Source organism: Trichodesmium erythraeum IMS101 (assembly GCF_000014265.1).
GTDB classification, from domain to species: Bacteria; Cyanobacteriota; Cyanobacteriia; order Cyanobacteriales; family Microcoleaceae; genus Trichodesmium; species Trichodesmium erythraeum.
This window is the reverse complement of the sequence record NC_008312.1, coordinates 5,522,839-5,540,329: the sequence shown is the minus strand read 5'-3', so window position 1 is coordinate 5,540,329 and position 17,491 is coordinate 5,522,839. Positions and strand designations below refer to the sequence as shown.

The window sequence follows — 17,491 nt, the reverse complement described above, 5'->3', positions numbered from 1 at the left end:
TCTTTATCTTGCTCTGTACTATCAACTATCAATTCTATTTCTGGCAAAGCCTCTTTTATCCATAAAGATTCGTTTTCTTTTCCCGAGAATTTCTCTAGTAAACTAGATGGTAATAATTACCTCAAAATATCTATCCAAAGCCTGAAAAATATTATTTGCTGTTGATGAGCTAACTCCAAATATTGCTTCTACTCGCTGAAATTTTGGTACATGATGCAAATAATATAAGGTCAATATTATCTCTTCTGTCTTGCTGAAAGACTTTTTTCTTCCTCCTCCTACCTTGATTAACCTTTTTTTTGCTGGCTATCGCCTGTCTTTTTTTTTCAACTTTTTGAGGGTTTTATATTAATTTTATTAGCTGTTCATCTGTAATACCAATAATTCTTTTTATTTATTTTAGATGGTTATAAATATATTCTAATACATTATTAATTTGGAAACAGACTATATATAATTTGCTACTACAATTTTACCTTAATTTTTATTTTGGAGAGGTCTACAGACTATATATAATTTGCTACTACAATTTTACCTTAATTTTTATTTTGGAGAGGTCTAATGAAAATGAAATTAATTTTTTATTTTTGATATAAACTAATCATGATAAATCTAAATCATACCATTTTTAAAAAGAATCTTACAAATGATTAGGAGCGATCAATTTTTCAATATTAAATAGACATCTCCGAAAAATCAATAAATTTTGATAGAGTAATAAAAAATGGAAATTTTTGTAGGTAAATTATGACTAATATACTTGAGTATATTCAGACATCTTCCACAAGAATCAGAACGTTTATTAGGTATCAAGTATGAATAGGTAGAAAAGTTATTAAAACAAGCAGAAAAACTTTGTATCGAAGAAGCAAGAAATAGCCACAGCTAAAAAAGTTAGAATAATCGCTTCTGGTGGTGGTAGATCACCTAAATTATCACTCTTGTGAACAAATCATTTTAACCTTAACTTATTTAATACATTTGACAACTTTTCAACTATTAGGAATTCAATTTGGAGTCAGTGAAACTACTGCCAATGATATCTTTAATTATTAGTTTCCAATAATTGGGGAGTTGTTACTATCAAGTCTCCTAGAACAGGTAAAAAAAAACTCAAGTGACAAAGAAATTATTAAGGAAATTTTAACAGAGTGTGAGTTAATCATAGATAGCTATGAACACGGTATAGAAAGGCCAGAAAAATCTGAAGAACAAAAAGAATATTACTCAGGAAAGAAAAAAAGTCATACAAGAAAAAGTTAGATGATTGTGTTAACCAATGGTAAAGATATTGTTGATATCGAAGCTGGAAAAATAGGCCAAATAAGTGATATAAATTTTTTTCGTGAAATCCAAGAAAAATTCCATCAAGAACAAAAATTTACCAGGGACAAAGCTTATGTGGGAGAACCAGCAATAAAAACGCCTAAAAAAAAGCCCCATATTCAAGAATTAACCAGTAAGGAAAAGTCTCAAAATAAAGAGCTGGCATCTGAAAGAATTTTTGTAGAACATATAATTAGATTACTCAAAATATTTCGAGTAGCCCAGGAAAGATTCAGGCTAAATTCTGATAAATATACGCAAATAATAATGACTATTTGTGGACTTGTAAGACTGGGAATAGAGACGGTTATTTTGTCTTAATAAATTTGCCAATAATTTCTGAAAAAATTCTTGGCTGAAAATACTATAATTAGGGCTATATATTAATACTAACTATCTCTAATACCTATGAGACTGTAAAAATCAACTATCTTCTTGAAATAGCGATCGCTCCAATTAAGATAGTTATAGTATTGATTTGACTATTTTCGGAGAAGTCTAATACTGAAAGGCGATCGCTACCTAAATATTGGCTATTGATAAAGCATTAACAATAAATTTCCAGCCAGTGATTCGAGCTATTACTTTTTGGGTTAACTTGTTTAAACTTTTAGGAACGAGCATTTTGTAATTCCTCTATACTGCCAAAATTAATCCGCTTAAAATCTTCCTTGATATATTGCCATAACCTTTCTATAAATTCCCAGTCAGTGATTCGAGCTATTACTTTTTAGGTTAATTTGCTTAAACTTTTAGGAACGAGCATTTTGTAATTCCTCTATACTGCCAAAATTAATCCACTTAAAATCTTCCTTGATGTATTGCCATAATCTTTCTATAAATTCCCAGCCAGTGATTCGAGCTATTAGATATCTCCAAAAATACTCAAACGCTTATACTAACTATTTTTAGTGGAGCGTTAGCTCACCTTGAAGATAGTAATTTGTACAGTTTTATGGGTATCAGAGATACTTCGTGTTACTAATTCAAATATTTATTAGACTTTAATTTATTATTTTTATCTCAGTTTTTGATGATTTTTACTAATATAAATTAGCTAATTATTAGTCGCACTAAACCACATATTGTTAAAAGTACTTTTTAATAATTATTATCTTTTAATCTGAATCTTTCTCGAGGAAGTATAAATATTTTAATTAATCTTATTACATGTTCTAAAAATATTCTTTTTTTGGCTTTTTCTTGATTTTCTTCTTTGATTTCTGGTGGAATTTCTTTTTTTCTTGATTTCTTTTTTTGTGTAGTAGTTAAGTGATTAGACAAAATTAATTGTATATTTTTAACAAAAGTATTAGATAATAATGTCCAGAGGGAAAAAGTTAGCGATCGCACAAGTGCCATTATCTTCGTACTTGGCTTTCAGCCGATGGCACAGCACCCCCAGCCAGAGGACGAAGTGGCAGCCAGTTTGCTAATCTCCCTGGAAAACAATCAGGAAACATAAAGTGAGAATGAGACATATTAAGGGGTTAACAAGAGAAACGTCGAAAATGTTAGACAGAATTTACACTTCCAGAGCAAATATTATCAAGTAAGACAGAGAGCACATTGTATTCAACTAAGCTGGAAGGGATATAAGATATTGGAATTGATGAAAATATTTAAAGTAAGTCGTAACACAATTTATAATTGGTTGAATTCATGGGAATCATCAAACTTGGTAGGACTATATAACCAGCCTGGTCGTGGCAGAAAAAAGACCTTTAATTCAGTACAAGAACAACAGATAAAGGACTGGGTAAAAGCAACTCCTAAAAGTCTTGAAAAAGTCCCAGAAAAAATCCCAAAGCAATGGAAAATTAAAGTCAGTAAAAAAACAATTAAAAGAGTAATAAAATTAGGAAAAATGGGATGGTACAGAATAAAAAGAAGAATAGGCGGTGAACCTATCCCCGGTTTTTACGAGAGGAAAGTTGAGAAGCTAGAACAATTGAAAAGGCAAGAGGAAAAAGGAGAAATAGAAATTAGGTATTTAGATGAAAGTGGGTTTTGTTTAATTCCCTATATTCCTTATGCTTGGCAAGAAACAAATCAAAAAATAGAAATCAAAAGTCAACAAAGTAAAAGACTAAATGTTTTAGGATTTCTTAGTAAATCTAATGAGCTAGAGGCTTACACTTTTAGCTGTAGTATAAATAGTGATGTTGTGATAGCTTACATAGACAAATTTTGTGAAAAAGTAAATAAAAAGACAGTTTTAGTAATGGATAACTCTTCAATACATCAAAACAATCTTTTCTGGGATCAAGAAGATGAATGGAGAGAAAAAGGTTTATAAATATTCTTTTTACCAACTTATTCTACACAGTTAAATATTATAGAAATTTGGTGGCGTTTTATCAAATATAAATGGTTAGAAAGCGAAGCTTATGAGAGTTATTCTAATGCAAGTAAATGCAGTGAAAAAAATCCTCAAAAACTTTGGTACAGAATATACAATTAATTTTGTCTAGGTACTTATTTCTACTCCTTCATCAGCTTTATCTCCTTAAAATTTTTGTTTTTTATCAAGTTTATTCGGTTGTTTTATTAATATTTTTACATCACTTACTGGACCTTTTTCTCCTACTATTACATCCACTATTTCTGTTCCTTTTGGTATCGTTATTATTTAATTTTTAAAAGTATAATTTTTCTTTTTTCATATTTGATATTTTTCTTGGTTTTTATATTCACTTGGTCTTCTTCTACCTTGTTCTGTAATATCTAAAATTAATTAGAATTCTGTTAATATCTCCTTTACCCATTCCAATTCATTTTCTTTTTTTACTTTTTCTAATAAACTTGCTGGCAGTAATTATCTGAGAATATCTATCCAGTAATGAAAAATATTATTAGCACTTGATTCACTGATATCAAAGTTAATTCCTAATGTTTGAAAACTTAGCGGGACTTTAGTGAAAAAATAGTAAAAAAAAGGGTATAATGTATACCTGATATGTATTTTACGTTAATTACTGGCCTGGGAAAAGTTTGATGAAAGAAACAACTTCAGTGGCCATGCCCTCTTGTTTCCATCGATGGTGCGATCGCTTTAACAATGTCTTTAAAACAAAAGCCCAAAAAACAGGGTTTAGGGAATATATAGGAGGATTACTCTTGAGAAAGCGATCGAAAAAACTTGTCTCAAATTGCCAACAACACTGTAGGTCACACGTACCACAAATTACGGCATTTTCTAGTTCGAGCAAATTGGTCTGTAGATGCTGTGAATGAGCGTCGTCTTCAAGTAATGTGGGAACGTCGCCAAACAAAACCTTCTCGATCCTATTGCTTTAATTATAGACGATTCAGGCCACAGAAAAAGTGGTAATTTTACTGCAGGAGTAGGGCGGCAATATATAGGAGAAATAGGAAAAACAGATAATGGTGTAGTCGTGGTGACAACTCATCTTTATGATGGAGTTAAAAGTCTACCTTTAGACATAGCTTTGTATCAGAAAGCTGATTCTTTTCCAAAAGGAAAAAAAGACCCAGAATTTGTCAAGAAACCAGACGAGTGCAATGTCTCTAGTAGATCAATGTTTGTCCAGAGGACACCAACCAGAAATTGTGTTAATTGAAATTTGGCTATGGTAACAATACATCATTCTTAAATCAACTAGAGAAAAGAAGTTTAACTTATATAGGAGGATTAGCTAAAAATCGAAAAGTCATCATTAAAAAACAAGATGACATTAAAGAGGAAATTAGATTAGACAAGCTGGCAGAAAGTATACCTCAGAAAGCTTTCAACTTAGTTCAACTAAGTACAAAAAATGCTAGAGAAGTTTGGGTAGCTACATTAGAAGTAGAAATATCTAGGATGTCAGGTCAAAAAACTATAGCTATCGTTATGAATGCTAAAAGTTTTTCTGAGGCCACTGATATTAACTATTATATCACTAATAGAGAAGACAAATATGTAACTCCTGAGTGGATATATTCTACTTATTCTCAAAGAAATTGGGTGGAAGTTTTCTACAGGGAAGCCAAAGGATGGTTAGGATTAAGAGAATATCAAGTCAGAGATAAAATCAGCCTTAAAAGGCATTTTATTTTAGTATTTTGTGCTTATACATTTATTATCTGGCATCAGTTAACAGGAGGTATAAGAAGGCGTTGGGCTAACAAACCATTAAATACGTTTACTGATACTTTAGAAGCATTTCGTACCGCAATATCTTATCGTTTTGTTGAGTGGTTAGATGAAAACATCGACGTATTTACCGCTCATAAAGAGAGTTTAGGGTTTGTTTGGGCTTGAAATTTGCTAAAGTCCCGTTAGTATTTGATGTAAATAAAATCATGTGAAAATTATTTCTTCTTCCCTTGTTAAATTCTTTTTTATGACTCCACCTGCTTTAATTAATCTTTTTTATATTTTGGCGATTGCCGACTTTTTTTATTCTATTCTTAGGGGCATTTTCTATTAATTGTATTAGCTGTTTATAAGTAATACCAATAATTCTTTTTGTTTCTTTTGGATAATTATAAATATATCCTAAAGTTGGATTTATTTGGGAGACTGTATACATAAATGGTTTTGATAATTTTACCTTATTTTCTATTTTGGAGATGTCTATTACTTTTTAGGTTAACTTACTTAAACTCTTAGGAACGAGCATTTTGTAATTCCTCTATACTGCCAAAATTAATCTACTTAACATCTTCCTTGATGTATTGCCATAACCTTTCTATAAATTCCCAGCCAGTGATTCGAGCTATTACTTTTTGGGTTAACTTACTTAAACTTTTAGGAACGAGCATTTTGTAATTCCTCTATACTGCCAAAATTAATCCACTTAAAATCTTCCTTGATGTATTATCATAACTTTTCTATTGGATTAAATTGTGGTTTATAAGCAGCTTAAAATAGTCACACTATATTCTCAGTAATATTTAATATTAATACTTTATGCAAACCACTGTTATCTAGCTGAATTATGTTAACTTAATCAGGAAATTTTTCTGCCAATAATTCTCAAAATTTCCCGAAACAAATACTGTTAAGATGAGTAAATTCAAAAAAAAATTCTTCAGTTAATAGCTCTAATAAGCCATATAAACATCTATAAAAAAACTGCAATTGCTATTTTCCAATTTTTTTACACCTTTATAGATAATTTTTGCCTCGAAATAGTTTTCAATAGACATCTCCAAAATAGAAAATAAGATAAGATTGTCATGTTCATTTATAATTTTATTTAGGTAGCTATACCAATGAATAAAACTTTAGAGTACATTCATAATTATCCGAAAGAAACAAAAAGAATTATAGGGATTACTTATGAACAGCTAACACAATTAATAGAAAATGCAATTATCAAAGAATCAGAAAATTTCCAGGTAATTGCCGAGAAAGAAATAAGTTTAATTAAACCAGGTGGAGGCAGAAAAAAGACTTTAACTAAAACAGAATAAGTATTTTTAACGCTATATTATTTACATCATATACCAACTTTTCAATTATTAGGAATAAATTTTGGAGTTAGTGAATCAACAGCCAATAATATATTTCATTACTGGATAAATATTTTACCAGATTTATTACCAGCTAGTTTATTAGAACAAGTAAAAAAAAAGAAGATGAATGAGAAGGGGTAAAAGAAGCGTTAATGGAATTAGAATTAATAGTAGATAGCTCAGAACAAAGTAGAGAAAGACCAAAAGAATCTGAAAAACCAGAAAAATATTATTCAGGAAAAAAGAAAAATAATACCTTTAAAAATCAAATAATAACGACACCAAAAGGAACAGAAATAGTGGATGTAATTATCGGAGAAAGGGGACCATTAAGTGATATAAATTTATTAAACAAACAACGGGAAAATTTTAAGGATAATCAATATTTTCAAGGGGATAAGGCAGATCAAGGAGCAGAAAGAACAAGTACACCAAAAAAGAAACCAAGAAAAAAAGAAATGCCAGAAGAAATAAAAGAAAAAAATCAACAAAAAGTCCAAAAAAGAATATTCGTAGAACATGTAATTAGATTACTAAAAATATTTGGAATTGCGAGAGAAAGATTTAGATTAAAAGAGAAAAGTTATGAGAAAGTAATAATGGTAGTATGTGGATTAGTGAAATTAAGAATAGGAGCATTAATATTAGTATAAAAAGAAGATAATAAATTAAGAGAATAAAGTGAAAATGGGGGGAAATAAATGTTGAATTAGTAAGAGAAAATATCTCAAAGATTTATGATTGCGTATTTTAGGACCAAAGATGCTTGATATGGCAACTAGGCTAAGATCAAGTCAAGGAAAGGCTTTGTTGATTTTTGGAGATGTCTAATCCAAAAAGACTTTCATTCTGACACCAATCGGGAATTTTTGATCATCTTTTCCCAAATCTGGATTTTTCTCTAAAATTGGTTGAATTAATTTTAGGAGTTTTTTTAAAATTATTTACTGCATCTTTTCCTTGTGAGTATCCAAATACTTAAAATAACAATTCCACAGTACCCCGAAACCCATCTACCCTAACTTTCTGCCCATCCTGTAAACGAGTCATCGCTCCAGAAATATTCATTACTGCCGGAATGCCATACTCCCGCGCAATAATAGCTCCGTGGGATAACTGCCCCCCCACTTCAGCAATAATACCCTTTGCCTTCAATAACAAAGGCGCCCAACCAGCATCCGTATAAGGCACAACTATAATTAAACCTTCATCCTCAGTAAGATTTACTTCTAAACTCCGACAAACCTTGATATAACCTTCCACACACCCAACACTCCCTGGTATCCCTTGTAAAAAAGAAACATTTTCCTCACTAGAGAAAGTTTCCTGACTTTCTTGGGGTAATACATTCCCATAAACTACAGAGGGAACTAGGCGATCGCCATCTTTTTCCAACTGTTCCTGCCTTTGACGGATAAGTTCTCTGAGATTGAGATAACTTATTTCATTCTTGATAATCACTTGCTTGTGCGAAGTTTGGGGAATTTGAGAAGTGTGGGGAGAAACTACATTAAATCCTTTTCTGTTTTGTTCCGAGACTCCTAAACTATTTGTTGGATTTTGTTCTGAGACCAAACCTACAGGAGCTTCTGTATTAAACTTTTTTAGGTTTCCTTCTGAGACCAAACCCACTGTAGATAAAATCCATTCCCTAACTTCGGCAAATTCCAAATAAAAAATATCTCCTTTTTGCTCAAAAATTCCTGCTTCTAATCCATAATTTTCCATTGCCAAAAACGTCCGTCGTAAATCAGCCAAAAGTTTTCCATAAACTTCAGCAATTTTACCCTTAGTTCTAGCACGTTTTCTACATTTTCCCAGTCGCCAACTCTGCCAAAAATTTAAAGACCTTACCGAAAAATTATCTTTTTCTCTCTCACCTTTCCGAGCCATTGCAAATAATAAATCGCGGAAATTATCCGGCTTTTCTCCCCAAGTTACCACAGCAATATCCGTACCAACCTCGCTCAAGTAACCATAACTTTTCAACCATCGCTGAAACTCCAATTGTAATTCCTGATTTTGCTGAAATTCTGCCTCTATTTCTACATCAGATTTAGTTGCCATTTTCAACTTAACTGCCAACCTTTGTAATTCTCGAATTGAAACAATTTCAGGAGCAGTATCAGTAGGTAACCATTCTTCAGAAACACCGAAGATCGATCGCCTAATCCCTAAACCTATAGGACCCAAAATATTGTAAAAAGTAATCGGTTTTAACCATTCCTGAATTCTTTCTACTTGAACCAATAATTCTGATAAACACTGAGACGAATTTTCCGGAAAATTATGTTGAAAATTATTTTCCAAACTTTGTAGTGCGGGAACAAAAATTTGATGATAGTCACGCTCAAACTCGTCATCAATTGCCATTTCTTTTTGAATCAAACGCCATAAACCAGGCAAAGCAGACCAGACTTTTTCTAAAGGAGGTTTTCCCATTTTTTGCCCTCGTAATAAAAACTCTAAACCCTGTTCCGGCAATCCCATCATTCTAAAAATTTCCCCTAACAAAGTAGCATTAAAATAAGCATGAGAACCCAGTAAAGTTGCCGTTTCAGTAAAGTCTAACTTTGCTACCTTTTCCCCTAAAACAATAGTAAAAATTTCTCCCCAAACCCCACAAGTCAGAGGACGATTTATCGACCAAGTTAAAGGATGAATAGCCCCTGGAATTACTTCTGCTGCAATAGTTCGAGTCCAAATAGGTCTCAGATTAGTAATTGGGCGACTTTGCAAAATCCAAATTTTTTCCCCATCCCAACACCATTCAATATCTTGAGGCAAACCATGAAAAAATTCTTCAATAGCTTCTGCTTTACTTACCAATTCTTGAATAATTTCTGGAAGTAAAATATCCTGATTTTCTAATTTAGTAAAAAAATCAGCATATTCATTAATAGAAGGATAACTTTTACCTTTGACTGTGGAATTTTTAATTTCGTGAAATCTATTTTTATCAATTTCTAAATGTAGGGGAGTCAACCGCCCACCCACAACTTTTGCTGCACCTCCAGGCAAAGCTTCAATAATTATTTTTGCACTACCATCCACAGGATTTCTAGTAAACATTACTCCAGCAACTTGACTCATAATATAAGGCTGAATCAAAACCGCCATTTCCCCATCAGGAATTTCTCTTTGTTGCCGATAAGCAATAGCTTCTGGTAACCAATAAGACTGACGACAAATATTAATTGCCTCTAATAATTCCGTTTCATTTGTCACAGGATAAATAGTTTCATATTGTCCGGCAGCAGAACTATTATCACTATCTTCCCCTACTGCTGAAGAACGAACAATTAATGGAAAACTCCCAGACATTTTATCTAACTTATCTAAAATTTTACCTACTGAGAAAAAGCCAGTTGGGAGTCGAGTATTAGGAATAGCTTTTGTCATTTCACTCTCCACAACCAATTTCCTATTTCCATTTTCAATTGCAGGTAAAACAAAACCTTCAGGAACATTAAAACCGGATTTTTTTAGTAAAGCTAATCTAGCTGCTTTTTCTCCACAAATTTTAGCATCAAGTTGACTATTGAGAGAAAATATAGGTCGTTTTTGTAAAGCCATATCATCACTCTGGAAAAAGTTTATTACTACTAAGAAAATTGCTAATCCTGCTGCTGCGAATAATTCTAATAAAGATGCTGAGGTGCGAAAGAATAAAACCCAGAAAAAACTACTGAGACATCCCAAACGAGCCGACCATTTTTGAATATTTTGATTCTTGTGAGGAAAGACTTGTTTACCTATGACTAATATTGAAAAACCTGTAATTCCCGAAGCCAATGCAACAACGGGAGAATAAATCAAAACGCCCCAACTAGCATTAGTAACACCGCCACCTTGAGCAATGAAATATCTACCTGCCACTAAAAATATTAATCCTACTAATTGCCAAGTAGAAATTTCTGGAAATAATAATTTTGCTACTAAAACAGGAGTAATACCTCTAATAATTTCTGCTAAGACTGCAAATATTGCCACAGATTTTTGTGCGTGAACAAATGCGGCTGCCACGCTAGGGTTACCTGTACCAACTTTTGTTAGGTTAATATTTCCCAGATTTTTAACTATTAAATTAGTTAGAGGAAGAGAGCCTAGACCAAAGCAGACAGTTAGAAATAATGCTGGAATTAATATTTGCATATCAACAGATATCTTTGTACGGTCGCCTAGCACTCCTAGGTTTAAAACGAGTATCCACAAACTGCACTGGCTTGTAAGTTTCAATCCACAAATGTGCGCCACAAGGTAAGGGTTCATAGGGTTTATAAACTATACGACACTGACCATCAAGAACCATCTGATAACCCATATCGTTACGATTTGTCTGCTTCAAGGTAATTACTGGTATTAATTGGTCAGGAGTCATTAGAGGATCTTCATTAATTCTTTTAGCATTCACTTTAATAAAATGTTGATTGACATGAATTTTAGTTGGATGCTTCCGTTTGTGATGACACCAAACACCTTTAGGACCTCTCTTACCTGGTATGACAATAGGCATTTTTCCGTATAGAGGAATTTGCCAAAGTCCGTTATCTTTATAAGCATCTTTTATTCTACCTTGAGAAAGTAGAGCTCTGACTCGTTGACAACAGATACCTAATAAAAAAGCAGCTTCTCTAGTTCCAATATAAGTCATAATAATTATAATTAGTAATATTTACTTTTACTATAGCACTATAGTTATAGGCAATAAATTTTATTTTTTTATAAGACTTGTCTAGACATTAATATTTAACAACCTTTTGTGGTTGCAGGTTAACTTTAGCATGTATTTGTTGTTTAAGACTTGCTATCTAAGTTTTTTTTCAGTAAGGGGTTGTTCAGAGAAAGTAGAAGTAACAATTAACTGTTGATTTTTCTACTTAAGTTTTCCCAGAGTTTTAGTATATGTGAGCTTGATAGCTCGAAAAAAAGACAAGTTTTTAAACCCCGAAAGGCTAATGTCTTTATTTGTGAGTGCTTTAGACCTCTCCAAAATAAAAATTAAGGTAAAATTGTAGTGGCCAATTATATATACCCTGTTTCCAAATGAATAATGTATTAGAATATATTTATAACCACCCAAAAGAAACAAAAAGAATTATTGGTATTACAGATGAACAGCTAATAAAATTAATAGAAAACCCTCAAAAAGTTGAAAAAAAAAGATAGGGGAGCGCCAGCCAAGAAAAAAGGTTAATCAAGGCAGGAGGAGGAAGAAAAAAGTCTTTAAGCAAGACAGAAGAGATAATGTTGACCTTATATTATTTGTATCATGTACCAACATTTCAGGGACTAGGAGCAATATTTGGAGTTAGCTCATCAACAGCAAATAATATTTTTCAGGCTTTGGATAGATATTTTGAGGGAATTATTACCATCTAGTTTACTAGAGGAATTCTCGGGAAAAGAAAACGAATATTTATGGATAAAAGAGGCTTTGACATAAAGAGAATTGATAGTTGATAGTACAGAGCAGGATAGGGAAAAGCAAAAAAAATGATGATAAACAGAAAAAGTATTATTCAGGAAAGCCAAAAAGTAATAAGTTTAAAAATCAGATAGTAATCACAGAAAAGGCAGAAAAAATTGTAGATATAATAGGAGGATAAAGAAGTCCAAAAAGTGATATAAAGTTATTCAAAAAAACCACAAAAAATTTGGGTAGAGAACCAAGATTTCAAAGAGATAAAGGATATCAAGATGGTCAAAAATTAACACGCTAAACAAAAAAAAGAAGCCATAAAATGTCAGAAGAAGTAAAGAAAGACAATCAAAAAAAAGCTCAAAAATAATATTTGTAGAACATATAATAAGACTGATAAAGATATTTAGAGTGGCACGAAAAAGATTGAGATTGAAAGAGAGTAATTATGAGAAAGTAATTTTAAAAATATGTGGTTTAGTAATATTAAGAAGAGGAGAATTAATATTATTATAAATCATACATTTTGCTTTCTCTGAAAAAATCAATAAAAAACTAGATAAAAATGGTAAATAACTAACAGTAACTATCTGTAATACTATAAAGCCCGTAAAAAATGACTATCTGGTGGAGCTGGCGATCGCTCCCCAAAAGATAGTTACAGTAAATGCTTGATAATTTTTGGAGATGTAAGAGTGAGAATTACAGTACTTTTGAGGATACTGAGGTACAATAATAGTAATGAGTGAATCAATAAAATAATTTATTATAGACGATCACTAAAGTTCATAGCATCACTTCACATTGATTATTAAACATCTAATTTATCCACTACTATGAAGACTTATTATCATGACCTGAGAAAAAATTATTGAAACTTTTTTTGTTCAAATAAGTTCAATTTTTCAACTAGCTATTGGTCTTTAAGTGGCGAAGAGTTTTGTACAAAAACTCATCAATCAAGAGATATATTGATAATGGTCATATACAAGCAAAATCTTATCCTCCTAGTTAGGCTCATAAATTAACTTAAAAGGTTTTGAATAAAAAATTTAGAAAAGTTAGTTCAGGAAAAACCAGATGCTACTTTCAAAGACTTATATTTTTAAATAGAAAGCGAAACAGGAATAACTGTAAGTCATTCTATTCTGTGTGTTGATATTCAAAAATTTAACTTGACAGAAAAAAACTTTTTGTACATATCAAGCTATAACTAAAAAAAAATCTAGAAAAAAAGACTTGATTATGGGGAAAACATTAAATATTGATAGCCGGACAACCTAGTCTTTGAGAGATGAAACTATCATAAATTTAGCCATGAAAAAATCTATGTTTTTCTCTCAAAGGAGATAGGTTTTATGATACTCGTCTCTAAAAGGGGAACAAACTTAACATTAATTAGTACAATTTTTTTGTCTGGTTTTGCTGGAATTATGACCATTAATGGTGGTAGGAGTAAAAATGTTTTCCAAGTTTTTATTGAACAAGTTTTATTACCTAGCTTATGGCTTGGTGCGTATTCAGTAATGGAAAACTTACCAGATTATCAAGTTCCCGTCTAGAAGAACTATGCTCGAAGAAGCACTAAATAAAGATGGTTAATATATCTGACCTATTCTCCTGAATTTAACCAACCGCGAAAATTTTTGGTCAAAATTAAAGAATACTTGTGTTCGAGGCTTCGGCTAGCAAAGCACGACTATTTAGAAATAGCATTAAGGTCGGGAATTGATCAACTAACTCTAACTGAATATTATAAATTAGTTCTCTTATTATTATTACTTTATCCCATTAAAATTAACAGTAATATCAAACTCTATGTTACTTATCAGGTAAATATTTTCTGTAATATTTACTACATTATCGTCAAATAGTAAATTATTAGCATTTGTGTATAGTTCATAAATATATTCATACTTACGGCAGCACTAGAATGGCATATTTAATTCTTAGTTTTAGTTTGAATTTGAATTTGATAATCATCTCTAATTTTCTTAATGGGACAACGAACAAACTTTGGATAGAAAGAGTGATTTTCCACTTAAATATTCTTAGCAGATGAGATGCAAAAACTTTACTAATCACCATTGCCATTTGCGCTCCCAAACAAGGGTGTACTCCACCCCCAAAAGTGATAAATTTGTATATCTAACCTTAATTATAGTCGTTTTAATTAAGATTGAAACAAAAATTGAATATAATAAAATCAAGTCAACTAGAAACTATTTTGAACTATGCCTTACAGTTTAGACTTCAGGCAAAAAGTCATAAATTTTGTAGAAAATGGCGGTACGATTACCAAAGCAGCTCATACATTTGGGATAGAAAGAGCTTCGATATATAGATAGTTATCTCGCCCAAAAGTTTCAGCAACTAAGGTAAAAAGTAGTCAAATAAAATTAGATTGGAAAGAATTAGAAAAAGATGTAAAACCAAATCCAGAGTCGCTCATTGTCAGACAGAGCTAAAAAATTTGAGTTAATCAACCAGCTATATTTTATGCCTTAAAAATAATGAATTTTCTTTGTCAGACAGAGCTAAAAAATTTGGAGTTAATCAACCAGCTATATTTTATGCCTTAAAAATAATGAATTTTCCTTGAAAAAAAACTTCGTTATAGAGAAAGAAATAGAGAATAAAGGATAAAATATTATCAGCTTTCCCTCGAAATTTTATCAAAATATTTGGAATTAAAAGCCTTGTATTTATTTATGAATCAGGATTTTAAGATAATCAAGACGGTATTTATACCTGGTCAAAAAAAGGGAAAAAATTTATGGTGAGCAAGAGGTAAAACGAGGTAAAAGAGAAAATTTAGTAGCCGGGAGAAGAAAAAAGGAAAAATATTTAATACCACCAATTATATTTAAAGGAACCCTAAATACCGTGGGATTTGAACAATGGTTAGATAAACATTTATTACCATCATTAAAAATGCCCAGTGTACTGCTGCATGGATAATTCACCATTAATTACGAAAAAACGTTATTAGAGAATTAGTAGAAGTAGGGAGTCACTAATTACTATTTTTGCCAAAATACTCTGCTGATTTAAATGACTAAGAACATGATTTTAGTGCATTAAAAAGAGCTAGAATGTATTTACCTATCAATACATCTCTTGATAAAATTATTCGTAATTATTGTGCCAGATAGTGTCTCATTCTTATTTAAAATAACTATATGTTCTGGGAAAAAACGCTCTAGCTCAAATGTCTCTGGTCGCTCAAAGTGTTCCGGCATAGTGTAAGTTATTTTAGGTTCTGTAATTAAAGTCCAGGCTTTTTTATAGAGGATATTATCAACTACAATAGATTTAGTTAACCGACGACTAGTACTAGGACTTATTGGTATAACAGTCGAAACAAAGGTGTTTGACATTGCTAAATGCTGAAATTAAGTCAGAGAATACTTATAACTTCTTAATTATCCGTAGTGGTATACTTAGACTACTATAGCAATCCTAAATAGGTCGCAACAGATATAATAGTAAGAATAACATCTCCAGTCAAAATACAAAGTAATGAATATTATAGATGAACTAGACGATTTTATCAATCACACATGCATAGTCAAAAGAAATAAAAAGAGCCTTAGCTGTAAAAATGATTTTGTCGGGAAAATCCTATCATGAAGTCAAAGAATTATTAAATGTAACTCAGCAGTTTAGAAAGCGAATGGAAAAACCAAGCACTGTTTCATGGCAAGTGAAAGTTTAAAGCTTCAATTATATTGGAACACAAGGTTACTTAAAGGCCGAAGAAAAAGAGCAAATAATTGAGTGGTTGAGGGCACAAAATTACCTAAGATTGTCAGATTTACAAAAATATTTAAAGAAGCAATATGATGTGGTTTTTGAGTCTAATCAAAGTTATTATAACTTACTCAAAGAAGCAGGAATAACTTGGAAAAAAACTCAAAAAAAAATCCCGCTAAAAATGATGAATTAGTGAAAGCAAAAAAAAAAGAAATAGAGGAATTATTGACTAAATGGCAACCAGAAATAGAATCTGAAAATCTTACAGTGTTTATGATTGATGAATGTCATCTATTATGGGGTGATCTATATAGCTATACTTGGGGAAGAACAGATAAAAGAATAGAAATTCCGATAAAAAAATGAAAAAGAAAGACAAACTTATTATGGAGCCAATTATTATCAAACTAAGGAATTCATTGTGCAAGAATATAAGAATGGAAATACTGAAAAAAAGAATGAATTTGTTAAATATTTACAAGAGCAAAGACCAGGAAAAAGATTGGCAATATTTGGGGACGGTGCAACTTATCATAACTCTCAAGAATTTCGAGAATATCTGATGTTAATTAATCAAGATTTACCTGAAGAAGAATGGTTGATAAATTGTACGCTCATTTGCCCCAAATGCTCCTGAACAAAACCCTGTTGAAGATATTTGGTTGCAAACTAAAAGTTTCATCAGACAATTTTATCATCTTTGCAGTTCTTTTAAAGTAGTTAAGTGGCTATTTAAGTTTTTTGCAGATGGTCAAATATTTGATTTCTCAAAGCTTTTTCAGTATGTAATTTTGCCACAATCTATTTAGGATTGCTATATATTAATATTACTAAAACTCATGATAGCTATTAGACCTCTCAAAAAATACCGATTTTGGAACGGCAGTTTAAGGCTTTGAGAACCTTTTATGGAGATACTTATTGTAGCAAGAATAACAACCATCTCCTATTCAAATTCCTTAGTTTGGATGTTTTTGATCGTAAATTTCTTTTAGACGATTTTCATGGTAATTAAAAATGTGCCTTTATATGTGAAGTTAGCTATGGGAGTAACCCCATCAATACCAATTTGAACTTCTTTATGGTCGATGGAAAATAGGAGAGAGAGTAGTTAGCAATATCCCTAGAAATCAAGGTAAGAGTATAAGTATTTGAATAGCTGACAGTCAGTTGGGGTTTAATTAGACATCTCCAAAAATTATCAAGCATTTACTGTAACTATCTTTTGGGGAGCGATCGCCAGCTCCACCAGATAGTCATTTTTTACGGGCTTTATAGTATTACAGATAGTTACTGTTAGTTATTTACCATTTTTATCTAGTTTTTTATTGATTTTTTCAGAAAAAGCAAAATGTATGATTTATAATAATATTAATTCTCCTCTTCTTAATCTTACTAAACCACATATTTTTAAAATTACTTTCTCATAATTACCGGGACTTTAGTGAAAAAATAGTAAAAAAAAGGGTATAATGTATACCTGATATGTATTTTACGTTAATTACTGGCCTGGGAAAAGTT

At 31.3% G+C, this 17,491-nt stretch carries 14 protein-coding genes and 6 pseudogenes; 12 read left to right on the top strand and 8 right to left on the bottom strand.

Translation table 11 applies throughout. The features are described from left to right. Window positions 1–102 precede the first annotated feature (102 nt). Window positions 103–234: a transposase family protein gene (locus tag TERY_RS37320; protein WP_370495737.1), complete on the bottom strand. Its 132-nt coding sequence runs from the start codon at window positions 232–234 to the stop codon at window positions 103–105. A 678-nt stretch (window positions 235–912) separates the two neighbouring features. On the opposite strand from TERY_RS37320, the gene TERY_RS35295 reads away from it, so the two are divergent. Genes TERY_RS35295 through TERY_RS33420 form a run of 3 tightly spaced genes read left to right on the top strand, consistent with a single transcriptional unit; the run spans window position 913 to window position 1,647 of the window. After that, window positions 913–1,056, top strand: coding sequence for a helix-turn-helix domain-containing protein (locus tag TERY_RS35295; RefSeq protein ID WP_370495735.1), 144 nt, complete (start codon window positions 913–915; stop codon window positions 1,054–1,056). An 18-nt stretch (window positions 1,057–1,074) separates the two neighbouring features. Next, window positions 1,075–1,263 (top strand): hypothetical protein, encoded by a 189-nt coding sequence (locus TERY_RS35290; protein WP_011613012.1) that lies wholly within the window; start codon window positions 1,075–1,077, stop codon window positions 1,261–1,263. Continuing rightward, window positions 1,264–1,647, top strand: a complete 384-nt coding sequence (locus tag TERY_RS33420) for a transposase family protein (protein ID WP_011613011.1) — start codon at window positions 1,264–1,266, stop codon at window positions 1,645–1,647. Between the two features lie 780 nt (window positions 1,648–2,427). Here TERY_RS33420 and TERY_RS17295 read toward each other — a convergent pair. Beyond that, window positions 2,428–2,688 (bottom strand): transposase family protein, encoded by a 261-nt coding sequence (locus tag TERY_RS17295; protein WP_011613010.1) that lies wholly within the window; start codon window positions 2,686–2,688, stop codon window positions 2,428–2,430. 104 nt (window positions 2,689–2,792) lie between these two features. On the opposite strand from TERY_RS17295, the pseudogene TERY_RS17290 reads away from it, so the two are divergent. Beyond that, window positions 2,793–3,800: pseudogene (locus tag TERY_RS17290) on the top strand (IS630 family transposase). A gap of 188 nt (window positions 3,801–3,988) precedes the next feature. On the opposite strand, the pseudogene TERY_RS37315 reads toward TERY_RS17290, so the two are convergent. Next, window positions 3,989–4,231: pseudogene (locus tag TERY_RS37315) on the bottom strand (transposase family protein); the annotation flags it as partial. Between the two features lie 92 nt (window positions 4,232–4,323). Here TERY_RS37315 and TERY_RS17285 point away from each other — a divergent pair. Further along, window positions 4,324–5,593, top strand: a pseudogene (locus tag TERY_RS17285) (IS701 family transposase). A 42-nt stretch (window positions 5,594–5,635) separates the two neighbouring features. Here the strand turns inward: TERY_RS17285 and TERY_RS37310 are convergent. Next, a pseudogene (locus TERY_RS37310) lies at window positions 5,636–5,864 on the bottom strand (DDE transposase family protein); the annotation flags it as partial. 685 nt (window positions 5,865–6,549) lie between these two features. Between TERY_RS37310 and TERY_RS37305 the strand changes: the two are divergent. From TERY_RS37305 to TERY_RS30990, 3 genes are read left to right on the top strand one after another with little or no spacing between them, the layout of a single operon-like run. Next, window positions 6,550–6,750, top strand: coding sequence for a hypothetical protein (locus tag TERY_RS37305; protein WP_370495728.1), 201 nt, complete (start codon window positions 6,550–6,552; stop codon window positions 6,748–6,750). A 30-nt stretch (window positions 6,751–6,780) separates the two neighbouring features. Further along, a complete protein-coding gene (locus TERY_RS37300; RefSeq protein ID WP_370497263.1) occupies window positions 6,781–6,933 on the top strand; it encodes a helix-turn-helix domain-containing protein in 153 nt (50 codons plus the stop codon). An 11-nt stretch (window positions 6,934–6,944) separates the two neighbouring features. Beyond that, window positions 6,945–7,445 carry a transposase family protein gene (locus tag TERY_RS30990; protein ID WP_011613008.1) on the top strand — a complete coding sequence of 167 codons (501 nt, stop codon included), beginning with the start codon at window positions 6,945–6,947 and terminating at the stop codon, window positions 7,443–7,445. Window positions 7,446–7,770: 325 nt separating this feature from the next. Here TERY_RS30990 and TERY_RS17270 read toward each other — a convergent pair whose 3' ends face one another. Both TERY_RS17270 and TERY_RS17265 read right to left on the bottom strand, forming a co-directional pair. Beyond that, window positions 7,771–10,980: a glycerol-3-phosphate acyltransferase gene (locus tag TERY_RS17270; RefSeq protein ID WP_370495732.1), complete on the bottom strand. Its 3,210-nt coding sequence runs from the start codon at window positions 10,978–10,980 to the stop codon at window positions 7,771–7,773. Beyond that, on the bottom strand, window positions 10,949–11,446 hold the full coding sequence (locus tag TERY_RS17265; protein ID WP_044136891.1) for a hypothetical protein: 498 nt from the start codon (window positions 11,444–11,446) through the stop codon (window positions 10,949–10,951). The genes TERY_RS17270 and TERY_RS17265 overlap by 32 nt, the downstream gene beginning before the upstream one ends. A 651-nt stretch (window positions 11,447–12,097) precedes the next feature. On the opposite strand from TERY_RS17265, the gene TERY_RS37295 reads away from it, so the two are divergent. Together TERY_RS37295 and TERY_RS17260 are read left to right on the top strand one after the other, a co-directional pair. After that, window positions 12,098–12,238: a hypothetical protein gene (locus TERY_RS37295; protein ID WP_370497393.1), complete on the top strand. Its 141-nt coding sequence runs from the start codon at window positions 12,098–12,100 to the stop codon at window positions 12,236–12,238. Window positions 12,239–13,572: 1,334 nt separating this feature from the next. Continuing rightward, window positions 13,573–13,776 (top strand): hypothetical protein, encoded by a 204-nt coding sequence (locus tag TERY_RS17260; RefSeq protein ID WP_044136890.1) that lies wholly within the window; start codon window positions 13,573–13,575, stop codon window positions 13,774–13,776. A gap of 355 nt (window positions 13,777–14,131) precedes the next feature. Here the strand turns inward: TERY_RS17260 and TERY_RS33415 are convergent, their stop codons facing one another. After that, window positions 14,132–14,350 carry a cytochrome P450 gene (locus TERY_RS33415; protein WP_370497261.1) on the bottom strand — a complete coding sequence of 73 codons (219 nt, stop codon included), beginning with the start codon at window positions 14,348–14,350 and terminating at the stop codon, window positions 14,132–14,134. 98 nt (window positions 14,351–14,448) lie between these two features. Here TERY_RS33415 and TERY_RS30975 point away from each other — a divergent pair. Continuing rightward, window positions 14,449–15,369 (top strand): annotated as a pseudogene (locus TERY_RS30975) (IS630 transposase-related protein). Here the strand turns inward: TERY_RS30975 and TERY_RS33410 are convergent. Beyond that, a complete protein-coding gene (locus TERY_RS33410; RefSeq protein WP_155994471.1) occupies window positions 15,316–15,594 on the bottom strand; it encodes a cytochrome P450 in 279 nt (92 codons plus the stop codon). The pseudogene TERY_RS30975 and the gene TERY_RS33410 sit on opposite strands and share 54 nt — an antisense overlap. Before the next feature lie 102 nt (window positions 15,595–15,696). On the opposite strand from TERY_RS33410, the pseudogene TERY_RS33405 reads away from it, so the two are divergent. Then, window positions 15,697–16,779: pseudogene (locus TERY_RS33405) on the top strand (IS630 family transposase). Window positions 16,780–17,491 lie beyond the last annotated feature (712 nt).

What these genes read in the sequence shown, in the direction of transcription:
- TERY_RS17260 (WP_044136890.1), top strand. Translation starts at nt 13,573, where the DNA reads ATGATACTCGTCTCTAAAAGGGGAACAAACTTAACATTAATTAGTACA.
- TERY_RS17295 (WP_011613010.1), bottom strand. Translation starts at nt 2,688, where the DNA reads ATGGCACTTGTGCGATCGCTAACTTTTTCCCTCTGGACATTATTATCT.
- TERY_RS33420 (WP_011613011.1), top strand. Translation starts at nt 1,264, where the DNA reads ATGATTGTGTTAACCAATGGTAAAGATATTGTTGATATCGAAGCTGGA.
- TERY_RS17265 (WP_044136891.1), bottom strand. Translation starts at nt 11,446, where the DNA reads ATGACTTATATTGGAACTAGAGAAGCTGCTTTTTTATTAGGTATCTGT.
- TERY_RS33410 (WP_155994471.1), bottom strand. Translation starts at nt 15,594, where the DNA reads ATGTCAAACACCTTTGTTTCGACTGTTATACCAATAAGTCCTAGTACT.
- TERY_RS30990 (WP_011613008.1), top strand. Translation starts at nt 6,945, where the DNA reads ATGGAATTAGAATTAATAGTAGATAGCTCAGAACAAAGTAGAGAAAGA.
- TERY_RS37305 (WP_370495728.1), top strand. Translation starts at nt 6,550, where the DNA reads ATGAATAAAACTTTAGAGTACATTCATAATTATCCGAAAGAAACAAAA.